General features: G+C 53.7%; 14 protein-coding genes. 6 read left to right on the forward strand and 8 right to left on the reverse strand.

What is annotated here, in order from left to right:
* The first annotated feature begins 23 nt into the window (after positions 1–23).
* Positions 24–1,763: a hybrid sensor histidine kinase/response regulator gene (locus Q1L85_RS12680; RefSeq protein WP_300426842.1), complete on the forward strand. Its 1,740-nt coding sequence runs from the start codon at positions 24–26 to the stop codon at positions 1,761–1,763.
* A 4-nt stretch (positions 1,764–1,767) separates the two neighbouring features.
* Here the strand turns inward: Q1L85_RS12680 and Q1L85_RS12685 are convergent, their stop codons facing one another.
* Genes Q1L85_RS12685 through Q1L85_RS12695 form a run of 3 tightly spaced genes read right to left on the reverse strand, consistent with a single transcriptional unit; the run spans position 1,768 to position 3,822 of the window.
* On the reverse strand, positions 1,768–2,400 hold the full coding sequence (locus Q1L85_RS12685; RefSeq protein WP_300426841.1) for a response regulator transcription factor: 633 nt from the start codon (positions 2,398–2,400) through the stop codon (positions 1,768–1,770).
* A gap of 25 nt (positions 2,401–2,425) precedes the next feature.
* Positions 2,426–2,941, reverse strand: a complete 516-nt coding sequence (locus tag Q1L85_RS12690; RefSeq protein ID WP_300426840.1) for a M48 family metallopeptidase — start codon at positions 2,939–2,941, stop codon at positions 2,426–2,428.
* The gene (locus Q1L85_RS12695) at positions 2,938–3,822 is read right to left on the reverse strand and encodes a LysR family transcriptional regulator (protein WP_300426839.1); all 885 of its coding nucleotides are present in this window, start codon (positions 3,820–3,822) and stop codon (positions 2,938–2,940) included. Before Q1L85_RS12695 ends, Q1L85_RS12690 begins: the two co-directional genes overlap by 4 nt.
* A gap of 128 nt (positions 3,823–3,950) precedes the next feature.
* On the opposite strand from Q1L85_RS12695, the gene Q1L85_RS12700 reads away from it, so the two are divergent.
* Positions 3,951–4,724 (forward strand): ferredoxin--NADP reductase, encoded by a 774-nt coding sequence (locus Q1L85_RS12700; protein WP_300426838.1) that lies wholly within the window; start codon positions 3,951–3,953, stop codon positions 4,722–4,724.
* 3 nt (positions 4,725–4,727) lie between these two features.
* On the opposite strand, the gene Q1L85_RS12705 is transcribed toward Q1L85_RS12700, so the two are convergent.
* The gene (locus Q1L85_RS12705) at positions 4,728–5,210 is read right to left on the reverse strand and encodes a MarR family transcriptional regulator (protein ID WP_300426837.1); all 483 of its coding nucleotides are present in this window, start codon (positions 5,208–5,210) and stop codon (positions 4,728–4,730) included.
* 120 nt (positions 5,211–5,330) lie between these two features.
* Here Q1L85_RS12705 and Q1L85_RS12710 point away from each other — a divergent pair, with 120 nt between their 5' ends.
* Both Q1L85_RS12710 and Q1L85_RS12715 read left to right on the forward strand, forming a co-directional pair.
* Positions 5,331–6,203: a DMT family transporter gene (locus tag Q1L85_RS12710; RefSeq protein ID WP_300433325.1), complete on the forward strand. Its 873-nt coding sequence runs from the start codon at positions 5,331–5,333 to the stop codon at positions 6,201–6,203.
* A gap of 70 nt (positions 6,204–6,273) precedes the next feature.
* Positions 6,274–6,720 (forward strand): hypothetical protein, encoded by a 447-nt coding sequence (locus Q1L85_RS12715; RefSeq protein ID WP_300426834.1) that lies wholly within the window; start codon positions 6,274–6,276, stop codon positions 6,718–6,720.
* 6 nt (positions 6,721–6,726) lie between these two features.
* Here the strand turns inward: Q1L85_RS12715 and Q1L85_RS12720 are convergent, their stop codons facing one another.
* The 3 genes from Q1L85_RS12720 to Q1L85_RS12730 form a co-directional block, all read right to left on the reverse strand.
* Positions 6,727–7,341 (reverse strand): hypothetical protein, encoded by a 615-nt coding sequence (locus Q1L85_RS12720; protein WP_300426833.1) that lies wholly within the window; start codon positions 7,339–7,341, stop codon positions 6,727–6,729.
* Positions 7,338–13,544 carry an Ig-like domain-containing protein gene (locus Q1L85_RS12725; protein WP_300433327.1) on the reverse strand — a complete coding sequence of 2,069 codons (6,207 nt, stop codon included), beginning with the start codon at positions 13,542–13,544 and terminating at the stop codon, positions 7,338–7,340. The genes Q1L85_RS12720 and Q1L85_RS12725 overlap by 4 nt, the downstream gene beginning before the upstream one ends.
* A gap of 188 nt (positions 13,545–13,732) precedes the next feature.
* Complete coding sequence (locus Q1L85_RS12730) at positions 13,733–14,917, reverse strand: OmpA family protein (protein WP_300433329.1); 1,185 nt, start codon at positions 14,915–14,917, stop codon at positions 13,733–13,735.
* Positions 14,918–14,984: 67 nt separating this feature from the next.
* Between Q1L85_RS12730 and Q1L85_RS12735 the strand changes: the two genes are divergently transcribed.
* On the forward strand, positions 14,985–15,944 hold the full coding sequence (locus tag Q1L85_RS12735; RefSeq protein ID WP_300433331.1) for a phospholipase A: 960 nt from the start codon (positions 14,985–14,987) through the stop codon (positions 15,942–15,944).
* Complete coding sequence (locus Q1L85_RS12740; protein WP_300433333.1) at positions 15,944–17,053, forward strand: ATP-NAD kinase family protein; 1,110 nt, start codon at positions 15,944–15,946, stop codon at positions 17,051–17,053. Before Q1L85_RS12735 ends, Q1L85_RS12740 begins: the two co-directional genes overlap by 1 nt.
* Before the next feature lie 2 nt (positions 17,054–17,055).
* Here the strand turns inward: Q1L85_RS12740 and Q1L85_RS12745 are convergent, their stop codons facing one another.
* The gene (locus Q1L85_RS12745) at positions 17,056–18,921 is read right to left on the reverse strand and encodes a methyl-accepting chemotaxis protein (RefSeq protein ID WP_300433335.1); all 1,866 of its coding nucleotides are present in this window, start codon (positions 18,919–18,921) and stop codon (positions 17,056–17,058) included.
* Between the last annotated feature and the right edge of the window lie 2 nt (positions 18,922–18,923).

Below are 18,923 nucleotides of genomic sequence, written 5' to 3' on the forward strand. Positions count from 1 at the left end.
AGTTGATCAGTAGTATCAGGAAGATGAAAGCGCGTTTCTTACCGTCATTTGATGGTCATCCGCTGGCTGCAGAAATTCAGTGGGAGCGCCATAATCTGTTCATGGAAGAAGTCGGCTCCCGTATGGTGGGGTCGGTGATCGTCGCCTGTATTGTGGGGCTGATGTTTTATCGTTCTGCCAGTACTACAAATCTGGTCATCTGGTTTTCTGGTGTAACTTTCGTTGCTCTTAATTCCTGGTTTCTGATCAGGCGTTACTTTCAGATGAAGCGTCGCAGTATTCCAATCAATAACCTTGGTCACCTGCGTCGATGGCACTGGATAAATTTATATCTGTCGGTGATATGGGGGCTTTTCTGGTCATTAACCCCGGCGCTGTTTTTTCCTGACGCCAGTCAGATTCAGATACTTTCCCTGTTGCTGCTGGTGGTTGTTGCGTCTTCTATGCCCTCCGTGACTATGGGATGTTATCCCGATATTTATGTCACGTTTCTTACCCCTGTATTCTGGAGCTTCAGCTGGCAGTTGTTGTCAGTGGATTTTGGCGGAGAAATTCTTCCTCTGGTTATCGCACCGTTAACCTGGTGTCTGTTGGTTGCTTTCAGTGTGATCATTCACCGGACTCATATGGAAGCAATTGTGCTCAGACTGGAGCACCGGCATGCAGAAAAAATGGCCGATCAGAGGAATGAGGCAAAGACACGTTTTATTGCGGTTGCCAGTCATGACCTGCGTCAGCCAGTCCAGGCAGCCAGGCTGTATGCCGAAAGCATGTTAGCTAACCGCGATCAGCGGGATGATGAGACGACAGGAAAACTTGTCCGTAGTCTGACGTCTGCGAGCGAACTGCTTGATCGTCTTCTGGATATTTCGAAAATGGACGCGGGTGTGATTAATGTCATGCCTGAAGTCTTTGATATTTTCCCAGTGCTCGACCAGCTCGCGGCTGTGCATACCGTACACGCAGATGAAAAAAATATTGATCTCAAATTGATCAATCAACACCTTTTCACGCGCGCTGATCAAAGCATGGTGATGGAAATCCTGGACAATATTGTTGCCAATGCAATTCGTTATACCGATGCAGGGCAGGTATTGATTGCGGTAGAAAAACACCCGTCAGAGCTGACGGTCACGATCGCGGACACCGGGCGCGGAATACCTTCAGATCTGCTGCAGGATGTATTTGAAGAATTTGTGCAGGTTGGCAAACAGGATCAGGAAAGTGCGCAGGGAATGGGCCTGGGTCTGCCGATTGTTAAGCGCCTGTGTCAACTTAATGGGCTCACGTATGAGCTGTCCTCTGAAGACGGCAAAGGCACTGTCTTTACTCTACACCTGCCAAAGATTGATAAAACGCTGACGCCGGTGAGATCCGGTCCGGTGGAGAATTCTATGTCACCTTGCCGCATTCTGCTCGTCGATGATGAAGAGCAGATTACCGATGCGTTATCGACGATCCTGGTGGCAGATGGTCATGACGTCTGGGTATGTCACACACAGAAAGACGTAGAGAAGCTGCTGGAAAGTGACCGGTTTGCTCCGGATATTCTGGTTACCGATGATCGCCTGACAGACGGGCTGCAATCAGATGATGTTATCCACCTGGTCACAAGTCATTATCCGGAGATTCCAACTCTGGTTATTACCGGTAATACGTCGTCTGAACGTATTCGTGAACTTGAGCTTTCAGGGCGGAGTGTGCTGTTTAAACCGGTCGGCCGTGAGCAGATAAAACAACAGTTGGAGCGCCTGTTACGTTAAATATTCAGATCAGCCCAAGGCTACTGGCTTTGTTGAGACATTCGACACGACTGGTGACATCGAGCGTGTTATACATCAGACGGATATGCGTTTTGATGGTATTCGGACTGAGGTACAGTGTTTCTGCAATATCTAGGTTGCTCATACCTGCTTTCATCAGAGTCAGTATGGCAAGTTGGCGGCGCGACAAGACGGAATTTTCTGGCGTTGATGTTTCGCAATGAAAATCTTCGGGGTAGGGCTTGCCCGCACTCACTGCTTCGATCGCTGTCTTAACTTCTTCGATACTTTCCGTTTTCCGCATATAGCCCGAGGCACCGGCATTTCTGATCAGTGCGATATTCTCTGCTGTGAGGTTGCCTGAGCAGACAAGCACAGGGATCGCTTCACTGTGCTGAGGCAGAACACGAAGCAGATCAACACCACTCATGGTTGCCATTTCCAGGTCCAGTACGATCAGGTCCGGCTTCTGGTGCTGCAGGCGGACCAGTGCGTCTTCCGGCCGGCTGAAAAGCTCTGTTTCACAGGCCGGAAGAATCCGGTTCAGGACGGTTTTCATGGCTTCTGAAAACATCTGATGGTCATCAATCAGGAAGATTCGCATACGGCGGATATACAGGTCATCGTTGAAGGGCATCTGGCGTTTGATTATAGCACAGCCGTTAGTCCCACAGCGCTCCATGAGTGTCTCGATGAGTGAGGTAGAGTCGCAGGTCAAATTCCAGCTGGTGATACGCTGGTTCCATATATTCGCACAGGCGGTAAAAGGCTTTGTTGTGCTCTTTTTCTCTCAGGTGGGCGAGTTCGTGAACTATGATCATCCGCAGAAACTCTTCGGGGACACGTCGGAACAGAGTAGATATGCGAATTTCGTGTTTGGCTTTCAGTTTGCCTCCCTGTACCCGGGAAACAAAGGTATGCAGTCCGAGAGCATTATTAATGACGTGAATTTTATCGTCATAGATCACCTTGCTGACCGGCGATGAAGAGCGCATATGTTCATTTTTAAGTGACATTGCATAACTATACAGCTGACCTTCATTGCTGAGGCTATGCGCCTGCGGATACTTCTGCAGAAGATGCTCACCACTTTTTCCCGCGGCAATTAATGCCTGTGCCTGTGATTTGAGTGACGCAGGGTAGGGGCTCAGATAATCAACAGTCCGCTTCTGGCTCACCCTTTGTGTTCCTCGCAGAGTTTCATCCAGGCATCAATGCCGGCACTCCGGTGTTTCTGTTTATGGAGAATGAGATAGAGCTGTCGGTGCAGGTCGCGTCCCGGGGTTTGCAGGTGCACCAGATTACCGCGGCGGAATTCATCCTCAAGGGTAATCAACGAGAGGCAACCTATGCCCAGGTTCGCCTCAACGGCACGCTTAATCGCTTCGGTATGTTGCAGTTCCAGAACGATATTCATATTTGGCATCAGGCCATGCATAGCCCGGTTAAATGCCTGGCGGGTCCCAGAGCCGGCTTCCCGGAGAATCCAGCCTGCCTGAGTCAGGTGCTCATCTGATACCGATGCCAGCTGAGCCAGGGGATGTTCAGGGTTGCAGAAGACGGCCAGTTCGTCCGTTCGCCAGGGAATGACTTCCAGATCCGGGTGATGGTATTCGCCTTCAATCAGTCCGACATCCAGCTGATAATTCAGAACCTTTTCGGCGATGTGCTCGGTGTTTTCTACGTCCAGTGAGACCGGAGAGTCCGGGTATTCCGCCATATACTGGGCCACCATCTGTACCGCCAGATAGTTGCCGATCGACAGCGTCGCGCCGACGTTCAGTGGGCCCGCCACTGCGTGTCGCTGGAGACTCTGTTCGAGATCTTCCGCCATTGCCATCAATGCTTCGGCCTTCGGACGCAGCTGGCGCCCTTGCTCGTTAAGTTGCAGGCGCTTGCCTATGCGGTCAAACAGCAGAACATCAAACTGATTTTCGAAATCTTTCAGGGCACTACTTGCGGCGCTCTGGGACATATTCAGCTGCCCGGCTGCCCGCGTGAGATTGCCGGCCTGGGCAACGGCGAGAAAGACTTCCAGTTGGCGTAGTGTGTATCGCATTGTGGGTGTCGTCCGGATAGCATATCGGTAAAACCGATAGTTTATATTAAAATAAGTTGTTTTACCGATTTTTTGGTCAGGCGTACTCTGTGTTCATTCTTTAAACAATCAGTCCCAGAGAGGCCGCTATGAGCAACCTGATCCGTGAAACCGTCACCAGTGTTCACCACTGGAACGACACTCTGTTCAGCTTTACGACGACCCGTAATCAGGGGCTGCGTTTTAAGAACGGACATTTCACTATGATTGGTCTGGAAATCGAGAACAAACCGCTGCTGCGCGCCTACAGCATCGCCAGCGCGAACTACGAAGAGGAAATGGAGTTCTTTTCAATCAAAGTACAGGATGGTCCTCTGACGCGACACCTGCAGAAGTTGTCTGTCGGTGATGAAATTCTCGTGGGAACCAAGCCGGTTGGCACTCTGATCACCGATAACCTGCTGCCCGGTAAAAACCTCTATCTGCTGAGCACAGGTACTGGCTTGGCGCCATTCATGAGCATCATCAAAGATCTGGATGTCTACGAGCAGTACGAAAAGGTTGTTCTGACTCATGGCGTGCGTTATGTGTCTGAACTTGCCTATCAGGACCGTATTGAGAATGAGCTGCCGAACAATGAGTACTTCGGTGAGATTGTCCGCGACAAGCTGATTTATTACCCGACGGTGACCCGTGAAGATTACCGCAATACCGGTCGCCTTACTGACCTGATCCGTAGCGGTAAGCTGACGTCTGACATCGGCCTGGCAGATCTCGATCCTGAGAACGACCGGTTTATGCTGTGCGGTAGCCCGGCGATGCTGGATGAACTCACGGCGATGCTCGATGAACTGGGCTTTAAAGAAGCCCGGGGTGGCCAGGCCGGTCACTACGTGATCGAGCGGGCATTTGTTGAGAAATAATTGTCACTCGAAGCTTCTGAGCCATTTCTTCAGTAAATGGTTCAGGGTTTCCTGTTCTTTTGTTGATAGCGCGGATAGCAGTTCGCGCTCTTTTTCCAGATGTTGAACCACGACTGTGTCGATCAGTTCCCGTCCCTGGTCACTGAGCTCTACCAGTAGGCTACGCCTGTCATTTTCTGCAGGTACCCGTGCGATCAGACCGCGTTTCTCCAGTTGATTGAGGCGGTTTGTCATCGCTCCAGAGCTCAACATAGCCGTCTGAAACAACGAGGTCGGTGTGAGGCGGAAAGGGTGGCCACTGCGCCGCAAGGTCGCCAGTACATCGAACTCACCGGTCGTCAGGCCTTCATGTTTGTGGACGCCCTCAATGTCTCCGGCCAGATGGTGGAATAAACGGTACATTCTGCCGATGGGGGCCATTGGCCAGGCGTCCAGCTCGGGACGCTCCCGCTGCCATTGCGCCAGAATCTGATCAACATGATCCACAGTGACTTCTCCTTCATTGCCGGGGTCATTATTTCTTTAAACTATCTTCATGTAAAGATAATTGACCGTGGCGCTTCGCTAAGATAGTTTTATCTGAAATATCTTTATGTGGAGATAAATATGCGCGACGAAGTTTTGCCTTGGTTTCTCGCCGTCATGGCACCGGTTGTCTGGGGGAGCACCTATTTTGTGACACAAAAATGGTTACCGGGCGCAGATCCCGTCTGGTTAGCTGCGGTGCGTGTCGGTATTCCGGCGCTGTTTATGGTGTGGCTGGGGCCTGTACCGGTCTGGCAGAAATTCGGTGTCCGACTGCTGTTAATGAGTCTTCTGAACATTTCTCTGTTCAGTGGGCTACTGTTTTACTCGATTTCGGTCTTACCGGGTGGCGTAGCAGCGACCCTGGTTGCGACGTTGCCACTGCAGGTGATTCTGCTGAGATTATTAGCAGGGCAGGGAGCCGAAGTGACACACCTGCTTGCGGCTGTTGGGGGTGTGATCGGGGTAGGAATGCTGCTCTGGCGCGCGGACACGGAGCTGGCTCTTCCAGGGATAGTAGCAGCATTATCTGCGGCGTTTGTTATGGCGGCGGGTGTGTTGATGGCTTCCAGATACTCGGCCGATATTAAGCCTTTGCAGCTTACAGCAGCGCAGATCAGCCTTGGTGGCGTCTGTTTACTGGTGTTTGCGGGATTGAGCGGACATCCGTTTCCTGTAGTTACGCAGGAAGGGGTTATCGCGATGCTCTGGATGGGGCCTGTAGGGATGGGGGTAGCATATTGGGCGTGGTTCCGAGCAATGGCATCGGTGCCTGTTCATAAGCTCGCTTTTCTTGGATTACTGAATCCGGTGGTCGCCGTTCTCGGGGGCGTTGTCATTATGGGAGAAATGCTGACCAGCGGCCAATTGGTGGGTATGGCGATCATCCTTTGTTGTGTGATCCTTGCTCAGCTGGTGGGGAATAGGCGGGCTGGCATTAAAACTGCTTCATAGGAATTCAGTGTCAATCGAGTGACGTTTTCATTCGATTTGAAAGATAATTTTTTGTCGCTGGAGAATTTCTATGTCAGCTCACGGTACTGTCTCTGCTGTTCTTGAAACGCTCGAGGGCGCTCAGGACGTGGCAAAAGCCATCCGCTCCTCGGGTTACCTGTTGGATAAAAATGATCTGAAGCGCCTGCTGGCGGACCTGTCTGCTTCTATCTCCGAAACCAAGATGGAGCTGACTCTGCTTCAGGGAGTGATTGAGGAAAAGGATGCCGAGCTGATACGGATGCATGAAGCGCAGGTTTACCGTGGCAACCTGAAGCGCCGTGGAGATGCGTATTATAAGACGCTGGACGGCCGCCCCTTTGGGCAGCCGTACTGTTCTTACTGCTGGGAAAGCGATCAGAAACTCTTCCATCTGCACAACAAAATTCTGGTGCGCGACTCGAGAATCTGCCCTCATTGTAAGAATGAGTACCAGGCTGTCAGAACTCCGTTTCTTGAAGCTGCGAATGTGGCCTGAACAGATTCAGAACCCGTACATCAATGAGGTACTGAGGCTGTAGACGTCGTAATCGTAGCTGTCGAGCTTTAACCGGAAGCCCCAGTCACCCTCAGGCCACCATTGCAGGGAAACCCCGACCGGGATCTGCACGGTGGTCTGTTCTTTGAACGGCAGCACCGGGTCGGACGATTTGTTGATCATAAACGACACCCCCGCACGGACACTCAGGTCCCAATCCTGGGCCATTTTGTCACCCATCAACCGGTACTGTGCCCAGATGGCTGGCACCCGGTAGTCTATCCGGTAAGTCCCCTCAACAGCGGGGCTGAGATTCTGCATACCGGCGGAACCAAGATCGGCGTATGAAATTTCTACAGACCAGTCCTCATTGGCGTGAACACCCACCGCGACCTCTGCTCCGTGTCCGTACTCGTCAGTCACCCGCCAGCTTGTTCCGTTTGAATGGGGGTGGAGGTAGCTGTAATTTACCCCCGCAACGACATAAAGGCAGAGGTTGTCTTCATTCGTCAGGTCTTCTTTGCTGCAGTCTACCCAGGCCGGTAATGCAAGACATAGTGTGGCCAGTCCGGCAGACAGGGCTCTTCCTGTGGTCATTGTCAGTTTACCTGTCTGTTTCATGCGCGTTTCCTGTGTCGGGTGAGCATCAGCATGGGTATCCAGAGTAGCCAACAGATGGGTGTCGACCCGTTACCCTGAAGTGCCGTTTCGATGTTAGGCTGCGATTGCAGGAAGTCTGGAATACCGTCACCGTTGAAATCGGTGTTCTCTGCTGAGTCCGGTAACCCATCTCCATCGGAATCTCCATCGAGATAGCCGGGCCTGCCGTCTCCATCAGCGTCATTGATACGAATCCGGTCATCCCGTACACCATCGCCGTCTGCGTCATTACCACCTGCCTGGTCGACATCGTAGGCGTCATCAATGCCATCGCCGTCGCTGTCGCGGCCGGTCAGTGGTACAACACCTACTTCCACCACATCCGGAACACCGTCATTGTCGCTGTCGGTGTCGTACAGGTCCGGAATGCCATCGCCATCACTGTCGCGTGGCGCGAAGCGGTCGCTGATACCATCGCCATTGGCATCGGTACCGCCCTGTTGATCAACGTCGAAGGCGTCATCAATACCATCGCCCTCCGAGTCGACACCCGAAGGCTGGCGTCCGGCTTCATAGCTGTCGGTCAGGCCGTCGTTGTCGCTGTCACGATCGAGGCGGTCGGGTACGCCGTCACCGTCGGTGTCGCCGTTGCCTTCATCCAGATCGCTGATGCCGTCATTGTCATCATCCGGGTCCTGGCTGTTCACGATTCCGTCGCCGTCTGAGTCCAGTTCGGTTCCCCGGCCGTTAGGCTCGCCATCGACGCTGTCGTCAATGCCATCACCGTCACTGTCTCCAGTGATGTCGATGCGGCCATCGCCATCGGTATCGAAGTCACTGTACGGCCCGTCTTCGATGTCATTGCGACCGTCGTTATTGCTGTCGGTGTCAATGCGATCGGGTATGCCGTCACCATCGGTATCAGGCTCGCTGGTGATCACAGGCGCACCGGGATCATTGAGGCCATCGTCATTGGCATCGTTGATGCCAGCTTCGGAGATGTCCGGGCGGCCATCGTTATCACTGTCGAGGTCGAGGTAGTCCGGTGTACCGTCGTTATCGCTGTCCACCGGTGAGGCCGCATCGTCAATACCATCGCCATTGGCGTCGGTTCCAAGGGTGCTGTCTACGTCAAAGGCGTCGTCGATACCATCCTGATCACTGTCTGTGCCGCTGGCGCCACCCTCGAGTGCGTCCGCAACGCCATCGTTGTCGCTGTCGGTATCACGGAAGTCCGGAATGCCGTCGCCGTCGGTGTCCGGGAAGGTGGCGTCATCATCAATGCCATCTCCGTTGGCGTCGGTTCCGCCGGTCTGGTCAACGTCGAAGGCATCGTCGATACCGTCTGCATCTGTGTCGATGCCAGTCAGGCCTGCTTCCAGCGCATCAGGAATACCGTCGTTGTCGGTGTCTGGGTCCTGGCTGTCAGGAATACCATCACCGTCGGTATCCGGACGTTGGAACTGGTCGTCGATGCCATCGGCATTATTGTCGAGGCCGCCGGTCTGATCGACATCCACGGCGTCATCAAAGCCATCGGCGTCGGTGTCCTGACCGCTCAGTCCGCTTTCAAGTGCGTCAGGAATACCGTCGTTGTCGTTATCAATGTCGAAGGCGTCTGCGGTACCGTCCTGATCGCTGTCGTTACTGCCTTCGATCACATCCGGAACGCCATCGCCGTCTTCATCGGCCGAGCTGTCGCGGAAGTCGGCCAGGCCATCGCCATCGGAATCACTGGTGCCTTCCGCCGCATCGCCTGTGGTGTCGTTATCACTGTCGGTGTCGCGAGCATCGGGGTCGCCGTCGTTGTCGGTATCGACATAGTCGACGTCGCTGATGCCATCATTGTTGCTGTCGGTGTCACCATTAGTATCTGTGTCGTAGGCGTCGTCGATACCATCACTGTCGCTGTCCTGGCCCGTAGCTGTGCCAGTATCCGCCTCGGTTGAGTCCGGGATACCGTCGCCATCGCTGTCGGTATCGCGATAGTCTTCGTCGCCATCAAGGTCAGTATCGGGTGCGACCTGGGCACTGTCGTCGATGCCGTCTGCGTTGCCGTCGGTTCCGCCGGTGATGTCGACGTCGTAGGCATCATCAATACCGTCGCCATCGGCGTCGTTACCGGTCGGTGCGATGCCAGATGCTTCCTGCCAGTCTGGAATACCGTCGTTATCGCTGTCGGCGTCGGCGTTGTCAGGGATTCCGTCACCGTCGAAGTCACCGGTACCTTCCTCTGCATCTGACAGGCCGTCATTGTCGTCATCCGGGTCGATAGGGTTCGGAATGCCATCTCCATCCAGATCGCGTAGCGTACCGTGCTGTCCCGCAGCGCCATCATTGTTATCGGGAATACCGTCGCCGTCGCTGTCGGTGTCGTCGTCGATACGACCGTCGTTGTCACCATCTAATGCGCTGGCAGGGCCGTCGTCGATGTCATCGGTGCCGTCGTTGTTGAAGTCGGTATCGATGCGGTTTGGTAAACCGTCGTTATCTGCGTCGGGCTCGTTCAGTACTGGCAGTTCCCCGTCATCGAGTTTGCCGTCACCGTTGTCATCACGTAGGCCTGCCTCATCAACGTCATTAACGCTGTCGTTGTCTGAGTCGAGATCGAGATAGTCAGCAACTCCGTCACCATCGCTGTCGGGTGGTGTTACGTTGTCGTCGACTCCGTCGCCATTGGCGTCTGTTCCGCCGGTCTGATCGACGTCGTAGGTGTCGTCAATACCGTCGCCATCGGTGTCTGTGCCGCTGGCGCCCACTTCTACCTGATCGGCCACACCGTCAGCATCGCTGTCGCCATCCTGACTGTCAGGGATGCCATCGCCGTCTGTGTCTTTGGCGGTGTAGGCGTCATCAATGCCATCGTTGTTGGCGTCGGTGCCGCCGGTCTGATCGACGTCTGCGGCGTCATCGATGCCATCCGCGTCGGTGTCGTTGCCAGTCAATCCACCTTCAAGTGCATCGGGCAGACCGTCGTTGTCGCTGTCGGCATCACGAGTATCGGCAATGCCATCGCCATCTGCGTCGTTCAGTGCGGCGCTGTCGTCCACACCGTCTCCGTTGGCGTCGGTTCCTCCGGTCTGGTCGACGTCGTAGGTATCGTCAATGCCGTCGCCATCGGTATCGTTGCCTGAGACGCCCGCTTCAGCGCCATCAGGAATGCCGTCGTTATCGCTGTCAGGGTCTACGAAGTCCGCATTGCCATCGCCGTCGCTGTCAGGTGCAGCCACGTTGTCATCGATGCCGTCATTGTTCGCATCGGTACCTCCCGTCTGGTCTACATCGAACGCATCGTCGATGCCGTCACCGTCGGTGTCGTTGCCAGAGGCTCCGGCTTCCAGGTCATCAGGAATACCATCGTTATCGGCGTCGGGGTCTTGGGCATCGTTAATGCCGTCGCCGTCTGAATCGGCGCTGCCTTCAATGGTATCCGGTACACCGTCGCCATCTTCATCGTTGCTGGCATCCAGATAGTTCGGAATACCGTCGCCATCATCGTCGCCGGTTCCTTCAGTCTGGTCGTCGATACCATCGCCGTCAGAGTCGAGAATGACATTTACCTGAGTCGCAGCGGTGTTGTTATTGCCGGCCGCATCGGTGGCGACGGCACCGGCAATATCCAGGCTGATGTTGCCATTTCCATCTGGGGTAATTTCAACCGTCCAGGTGTTGCCGTCGACCTGTGTGAATCCAGTGACGGTAGCGTTGGTGACACTGACGTCCCCTGAGGTAAAGCCGTTTACGTCTTCGGTAAAGTCGACAGTGACGTTAAATGGCGCCGTAGAATTGATGGTTCCCGGTGCATTATTGATGCTGACACCCGGAGCGTCAGCATCGTAGACAACGGTTGCCTGCGTGGCCGCGGTGTTGTCGTTGGTCGCAGCGTCCTGAGCAACTGCAGCGGGGACATCGATCGCTACATTGCCGTTGCCATCCGGTGTGATGGTTGCCGTGTAGGTATTGCCATCAACCGCAGTGAAATTACTCAGAGTGGCATTCGTTAGTGATACGTCGCCGCCATCGAACCCGGTGACGTCTTCACTGAATTCAAAGGTGACAGGGAAGGCGCCGTTGGTCGCGGCGGGTTCGCCCTGAATATCCACTGTCGGCGCAGTTGCATCATAGGTCACGGCCACTTGCGATGCGGCGTTGTTGTCGTTTCCACCTGTGTCCTGAGCACTGGCGGATGGTACATCGATGGTCATGTTGCCGCTGCCATCGGGTGTGATGGTGGCGGTGTAGGTATCACCATCGACGGCAGTAAAGTTGCTGATACTGGCATTGGTCAGGACAACATCACCGGCCGTGAAGCCACTGACGGTCTCATCGAACTGGAAGGTCACCTGGTAAGGGCCATTTATAGCAGTGGGTGCTCCCTGAATTGCGACATCAGGGGCGGTGTTGTCGTAAACAACATTTACCTGGCTCGCGGCTGTATTAGGGTTGCCCGCCGCATCCTGTGCTGAAACGGCCGGCACATCAATAGAGATATCGCCGTTGCCATCCGGTGTTACGGTGGCGGTGTAGGTGTTGCCGTCGACGGCTGTGAAGTTACTCAATGTGGCGTTAGTCAGGCCGACATCGCCGGCGGCAAAACCGGTCACGTCCTCGCTAAATTCGAAGGTGATCGGGAATGCACCATTTGTTGCTGCTGGTGCGTCGTTGATACTGACGGTGGGTGCGGTTACGTCGTAGACGACGGTTGCCTGAGTCGCGGCGGTATTAACGTTTCCAGCCGCGTCAGTCGCAACGCCAGCGCCCACATTGATGGCAATATCGCCGTTGCCGTCCGGTGTGATGGTGGCCGTGTAGGTATTGCCATCAACCGCTGTGAAATTGCTCAGTGTGGCATTGGTCAGTGATACGTCAGTGCTATCGAAGCCAGTGACATCCTCGGTGAATTCAAAGGTGACAGGGAAGGCGCCGTTGGTCGCAGCTGGTTCGCCCTGAATATCAATACCTGGAGCGGTCCCATCAAATGTGGTGGTTGCCTGCGTCGCTGCCGTGTTGTCATTACCTGCTGCATCCTGGGCAACTGCCGAAGCAACATCAACAGTCACAGGGCCGTCGGCAATCGGTGTAATGGTTGCTGTGTAGGTGTTGCCATCGACTGTGGTGAAATTAGACAGCGTTGCATTATTCAGAGTGACATCAGCGCCAGTGAAGCCCGTTACGTCCTCTGTGAACTCAAAGGTGACGGTGTATGCGCTGTTGGTCAGCGCTGGTTCGCCCTGAATATCAACACCCGGTGCAGTCGTATCTATCGTCAACTCGTTCGTCGATGCATCGGCGGAACTGTTGCCTGCAGCATCCGTGCTGACGACAGCCACTTCGTTGGTGCCGTTCGTGTTGGGAGCAAAGGCGCCAGAATCAGGAGCAACAGCGCCGGTATCCAGACTCCAGGTGCCATCACCTTCTACAACCCGACTGAACGTTGCACCACCGACGGTGATCGTTACCGTCGTGAAGGGCTCTGCCGTTCCGGTGATGACCGGCGTCGGATCATTGGTCAGTAATGAATCGACGGTGGGTGTCTGAGGGGGCGTATTGTCCTGCTTGGTTTTATTTGGGTTATCAAACACCAGATCCAGGTCGCCATCGAAGTCAAAATTACGGCCACCTGCGGAGATAGAGAGCACGACAGGGATGATGTCGGTTGGGTTAAAGTCGATCTGCACAGCCAGGTTCTTATCTAACTCTGTTCCGTTCGCATCAGAAGTGAATTCGGTATTGCTGCCGTTGACTGTCACTTGAATATTACTGGGCGTTTCCCGCGTGTAGGCGGCCATGTCGTCAGAAACAACGATCAGGGTTTCATCCGCTGCGTTGTCGATGTCTTTATAGACGGCAGAGGGAATAATCGTGATGCGCTCTTCAGAGCCCGTACCAAAGGTATTGGCAACGAAAAATTCATAGTTAACGGTGGCGAACACGATGCCGCTTGCTGTGCCGTATTCCACCCGGGCGCGGGCATCGTCATTGGCGGTGAAGAAATCTACCGTGGCGCCCGATGTAACACTGACCACGCGTAATACGACATCGACCGACTGGCCATTAAGCTCCGCTACGTCTTCCCATAGGGCGGTTGTTCCTGCAGTACCGTTACCTGATACCGTGGGGTTGCCGTTAAACACCATGGGAGTGCCGGCGTAGGAATTAGGGGCAATCAGTAGCTGTAACGGGGCCAGTAGGGCGGTCAGAGTACAGATTTGCAGAGCTTTCATGTTAGCTATTACCTGAGCGTAATGGTTGGTTTTTCCATACCTATACGCTCAGAGTAGTCACTTGGTTTTCCTCTGAGGTCATATTTTTGTAAGTTGCGGGAAAGTCAGGCCGGTGATGAGTAGAAAATTACATTCCGTAAAGAAAGCGATGGTTTTCTGACGGAAAATCATCGCGTGAAGCAGTCATTTTACTGACTGTCGGAGGCGAGAAAATGCAGCTCGACCCGACGGTTCTGAGCCCGGCCTTCAACCGTATTGTTGTCATATTTCGGCGCTGTTTCACCGTATCCACGAGCGATCAGATTGGCCGATTTCAGTCCTTTGCGGATCAGGTAGTTACGTACAGATTCGGCCCTTAACTGGCTGAGGCGCAGGTTGTATTGAGCCGAACCCCGATCGTCCGTGTGCGCCTGGATTTCAATCTTAAGCTCAGGGAATGGTCGCAGGTCAGACGCGATCCCATCGAGTATCGCTTTACTGTCCTCCGTCAGTCGGGCTGAGTTTGTTTCGAAGGTGATGCCGGTCAGAGCGAGATCAAATGGAGAGCAGCCAACGCTGTTGACCATCATTCCTGGCGGAGTATCCGGACATTGATCTGACGCTGTAGCGACACCATCGTTGTCGTGATCTGGCGGAAGAATTATGACTTCTGGCTCGATGATGGGCACAGGTTGTTGTTCAATGGCAGGCTCCACAACTACGGGCTCAGGGGCTGGCATGACTGTTGTCTGACGTTGCACTGGTGGGTGGCCAAAGCGGTAACCAAGGATGAGCTGGTATTGTGATATTCGCAGGTCGTCGTTAAATGCTTCGTTGCGGCTGGCCTGTATGCGTCCGAAAACGTTGGGTGAGAAAATAAAGTGCAGGCCGCCAATCAGTTCTATGCCTGTGGCACTGCCGGGCAGATCGATACCACTTTCGGCAGGTTCCAGCGTCAGATGCTGTAAGCCAGCACCGAGGTAGGGCCGTAATCTGCCATCAGACAGATAGTAGTGGGCGGCAAGGCCCGCCCCGGAGATTTCCGGGCGGTTTTCGTCCTGGGTGATTGCAGGCATATCCAGACTGAGATTGAGTTCCAGTCGGGGGCGCAGCGTCCAGCCCGCGCTCAGGCTGTAGGTAAATCCGTGTCGGTAGTCCTCCGAGTTTTCCAACAAGCCATCGCGAATACCCGGGTCCGCTTCTTTCACACCGAGCATCAGACTATCGGGCAGCAAAGGGCTGGCATGGCTGGATAATGATATTGAAAGTAGCGCTCCGAGCAGCAAGTGCCCTGGCTTAACACTATTGACCATAGGAAGAGGTCCCCGGATTTCGTGATATCCTCTAAGCTTAGTAAGAATTTTCTGATTATCTAACTCCGGGATGATGCCCATGCTGCCTCACTGGTTAACTCATAGTTTTCTGGCTGTTCTGTTGATATATACGCCACTGGGTATGGCAATGGATTCAGATGCGGAAAACGCCCGCAAATCATCTCTTGTCCGTCAGAATATTCCGCCAGAAGTGAAAACGGAGACTGTAGAGATAGAAGTCATCTCTGATGAGGAGTTTCCCGAGGAGGCCCGCAAGCTGCCAGCGCTGATGGATAAAGTACGGACCGAAATGCTTGCTTCTGAGAACCCTTACGTGCTGCTGCCCCATCGGCCGAATTATTTTCTTCCACTGACCTGGCAGGCGCGCCCGAGCGACAAAGAGCTTGAACGGGCACTGAACCAGTTTGCAGAAGATGATGTGCCTCTTGAGAACGGATACGATCATCTTGAGGCGGTCGTACAGCTCAGCCTGAAATATATTATCGCTGAAGATGTCCTGGGCACCTTCAGCCGTATCGAACTGGGTTATACCAGCCGTTCATTCTGGCAGGTGTATAACGGTGATATTTCCAGGCCTTTTCGCGAGACCAATCACGAGCCCGAGTTGATGTTCAGCTGGATGCTGAAGAATAAACCGATTGATTACGTCCGCCTGTCTCTTAATCATCAGTCGAACGGTCAGACCAGCACATTATCACGAAGCTGGAACCGCATTATTGGTGAGGTGGCTTTTATTACCGGTTCTGGTGTCGTTAATACCAAGCTCTGGTGGCGAATTCCTGAAGGGAAAGAAGCCGATCCTGAAGACCCGAAAGACAACGATAATCCTGATATTGATGATTATCTCGGTTATGGCGAGTTTAACTACATCAAGGTGATGAATAAGCATCAGCTTTCTCTCTTGCTCAGAAACAATATGGATTTTTCTGAAAATCGTGGCGCCATTGAGCTTGGCTACAGCTTTCCGCTGACCAAAAAAATGAAGGGGTACGTGCAGTACTTTAATGGCTATGGTGAAAGCCTTATCGATTATGACCGTTATCAGGAGCGTATCGGTGTGGGCATTAAACTCAGCGACTGGTTCTGATGATTTTATTTGGTTTTATTGTTAACCCATTCGCAGGGTTGGGTGGGGCTGTCGGTCTGAAAGGCAGTGATGGGGTTGCAGAAGAGGCAATCGCCCGGGGAGCTGTTCCGAAAGCGAATGACAGAGCAAGGCTGGCACTGGAAATTCTCGTGCCGTATCGCGATAAATGTCGTTTTATTACCTGTGCGGGCGATATGGGAGAGCATCTTCTTCAGGCGCTCGGTTTTGATTTTGACCTGGTGCCCCACAAAGCCGCAGTGCCAAGTACCGCAGAGGATACGTTGACTGCCGCCGGGCAGATGATGGAGGCCCGGGCCGACCTGCTGATTTTTGCGGGTGGTGATGGAACCGCCAGAGACATCTGTCAGGTCATAGGTGAGAAAATTCCAGTACTGGGGATACCTGCCGGAGTAAAAATTCATTCAGGTGTGTATGGAGTAACACCAGCCGCAAGTGGGGAAGTCTTGCGCCAGCTCCTTGAAGGTGGGCTGGTAGATATCCGCGAGGCGGAAGTCCGTGACCTCGATGAGGAGGCATTCCGGCAGAACCTGGTTCGTGCCCGTCATTTCGGAGATATGCGGGTTCCTCAGGTCGGCCACTTTGTTCAGGCCGTCAAACAGGGTGGTGTTGAGTCTGAAGAAATGGTTCTGGCCGATATCTCGGCTCAGGTAGTCAGAGACATGGAAGATGACGTTCTGTATCTGATTGGTTCGGGCAAGACAACGCAGTCCATCATGGATGAATTAATGCTCGAAAATACGCTGCTGGGTGTGGATGCGGTATTTAACCGAGATCTGATTGGTCAGGATCTTGCCGAGACTGATATCTGGGACTTGCTGCAAAAACATACCTCCTGCGTTGCCGTGGTCAGCATTATGGGTGGGCAAGGGCATGTCTTTGGTCGGGGAAATCAGCAGTTCAGTCCCCGGATTCTCAGACATCTGGGAAAGGACAACCTGCGAATTATTTCGACAAAAACAAAAATCACCGGTCTTAATGGGCGCCCGCTGATTATTGACAGTGGAGACCCCGATCTGGACCGGGAGTGGGGAGGGACACTCGAGATCATCACGGGTTATGATGATGCTCTTGTGTACCCTCTGGCGTAATGTCAGGTACGGAAGCGCGTGACGATCTGAGTCAGGCCTTTTGCGAGCTGATTGAGCCCGCGACCTTCATCCGCTGCCTGGCGCGCCTGCGCTTCTGACGAATTGGCGAGCTCTGAAATTCTGACAATGTTCCGGTTAATTTCCTGACTGGCGATACTCTGTTGTTCAGCCGATGTTGCCACCTGGGTGTTCAGATCATTAATGCTGGTCATTGCCTGAAAAATCTTCTCGAGAATCTCCGCTGATTCCTGTGTTTTGCTGATGCCGGCCTGCGCCTGTTCCTGTGAGCGTTTTACAGTATCGACAACACCGGTAGTGCCGCGTTGGAAGCCCGCGATCGTTTTGCGGATGGATTCTGTAGATTCCTGCGTACGACTGGCCAGTGTTCGTACTTCATCTGCAACCACCGCAAAGCCGCGACCCTGTTCACCCGCGCGGGCTGCTTCAATGGCCGCATTCAGTGCCAACAGGTTGGTCTGCTCGGCAATGGCGCTGATGGTTTCCAGAATTTCACCGATGCTTTCGCTGTCTCGTTGTAACTGATTAATGGCGTCGGTGGTCGAAAGGATGTCTTTATTCAGTGAGTGAATAGCATCGCGGGCTTCCGAGGCGATGCGTTTGCCACTGTTAATATCTTTATGTACATCTGCGACCGACTGTGCCGCTTCAGTTGCGTGAGCTGCTACGGAGCGGATCGTTTCTGACATTTCATTGATGGCGACGGCAGCATGTTCGATTTCTTTCTGCTGCTGTGCGCTGGCTTTTCCGACTTCTTCGGTCACGTCGGTTAGCGTCGCTGATGCTCCGGATACTGTACCGGCCGATTTTGCGACCTGATGAACGGTATCACGTAACGTGTTTATCAGGTTATCGAATGCGCCTGAGAGCACCCCAAGTTCATCCTGAGAGCGGTAATTGACCTGCTCGGTCAGATTCAGGTCTTCGGATATCTGCCGAACCTTCCGGGTGATCTGATCGAGTGGTCGGTAGATTGAACGGGATACGAGGTGCACTAAGGCGACAATACCGACGACTACTAATACGGTCGCCAGGGTCAGGGTTGTCATTGCCTGAGTGTATGCGCCATCGACCGCTGCAATCAGGCTGGTTTCCATCTTATCGAGCGCTTCTTCGGTTTTATGCACACTGGAGCGCATTTCGCCTCTCAGCCCCTCATTTTCTGTCAGTCCGGCGCTGCGCTCAGCATCAGCCAGCGCGGTAAAGTCCTGCACGTAGCGTGACAAGAGAGGTTTCATATCGTCGAGGCTGAACAGGGTGAGGTAGGCTCTTAATGACTCTGCCTGATCTGCAAACTTCGCCAGATACTTGGGGTCATGGCGCAGCATAAAGTCTTTCTCATGGCGGCGTAGCATCAGAAGATGGTACAAGAGCTCGTAGTCATTCTGGGCTTTGGCACTGTCTTCTATCTGGTGAACAGCTTCTCTGAGTGCACCGTAGAGCCCGGTTTGCGGAGTAAAGCCTATGGTTTCCCGGGTCTCCGCGAGTTGATTGAAATGCCCTTGATACTGGCTTAGTGCAGACGCCATCGCTTCGGTCTGAGCCGAGGGTAGCCCCTGATCAATCAGAGAAGCGTTCAGCGCTGTGAGGTCCGCCTTGAGCTGGGAAATCTGAGCGTTGAAGCGAGTTATGTATTTTTCGTCCAGCCTCGCCAGAAAGTCTTTTTCGTGGCGTCGTAACATGAGCATGTCGCGCTCACTTGCATAGACGATCAGCCGGGTTTCGCTCAGGGCCTGAAGGCGCCCTACCTGGGTGTAGGCAACGACGGCGGTGACCATGAGGCCAAGTATGATCACGGCAATGATCAGATTGTGCTTGGCGCGGATGTTGAAATTTCTGAGATCCAGCACGT

It is taken from the genome of uncultured Thalassolituus sp. (assembly GCF_950066645.1).
In the GTDB taxonomy this organism is placed as follows: Bacteria; Pseudomonadota; Gammaproteobacteria; order Pseudomonadales; family Oceanobacteraceae; genus Thalassolituus.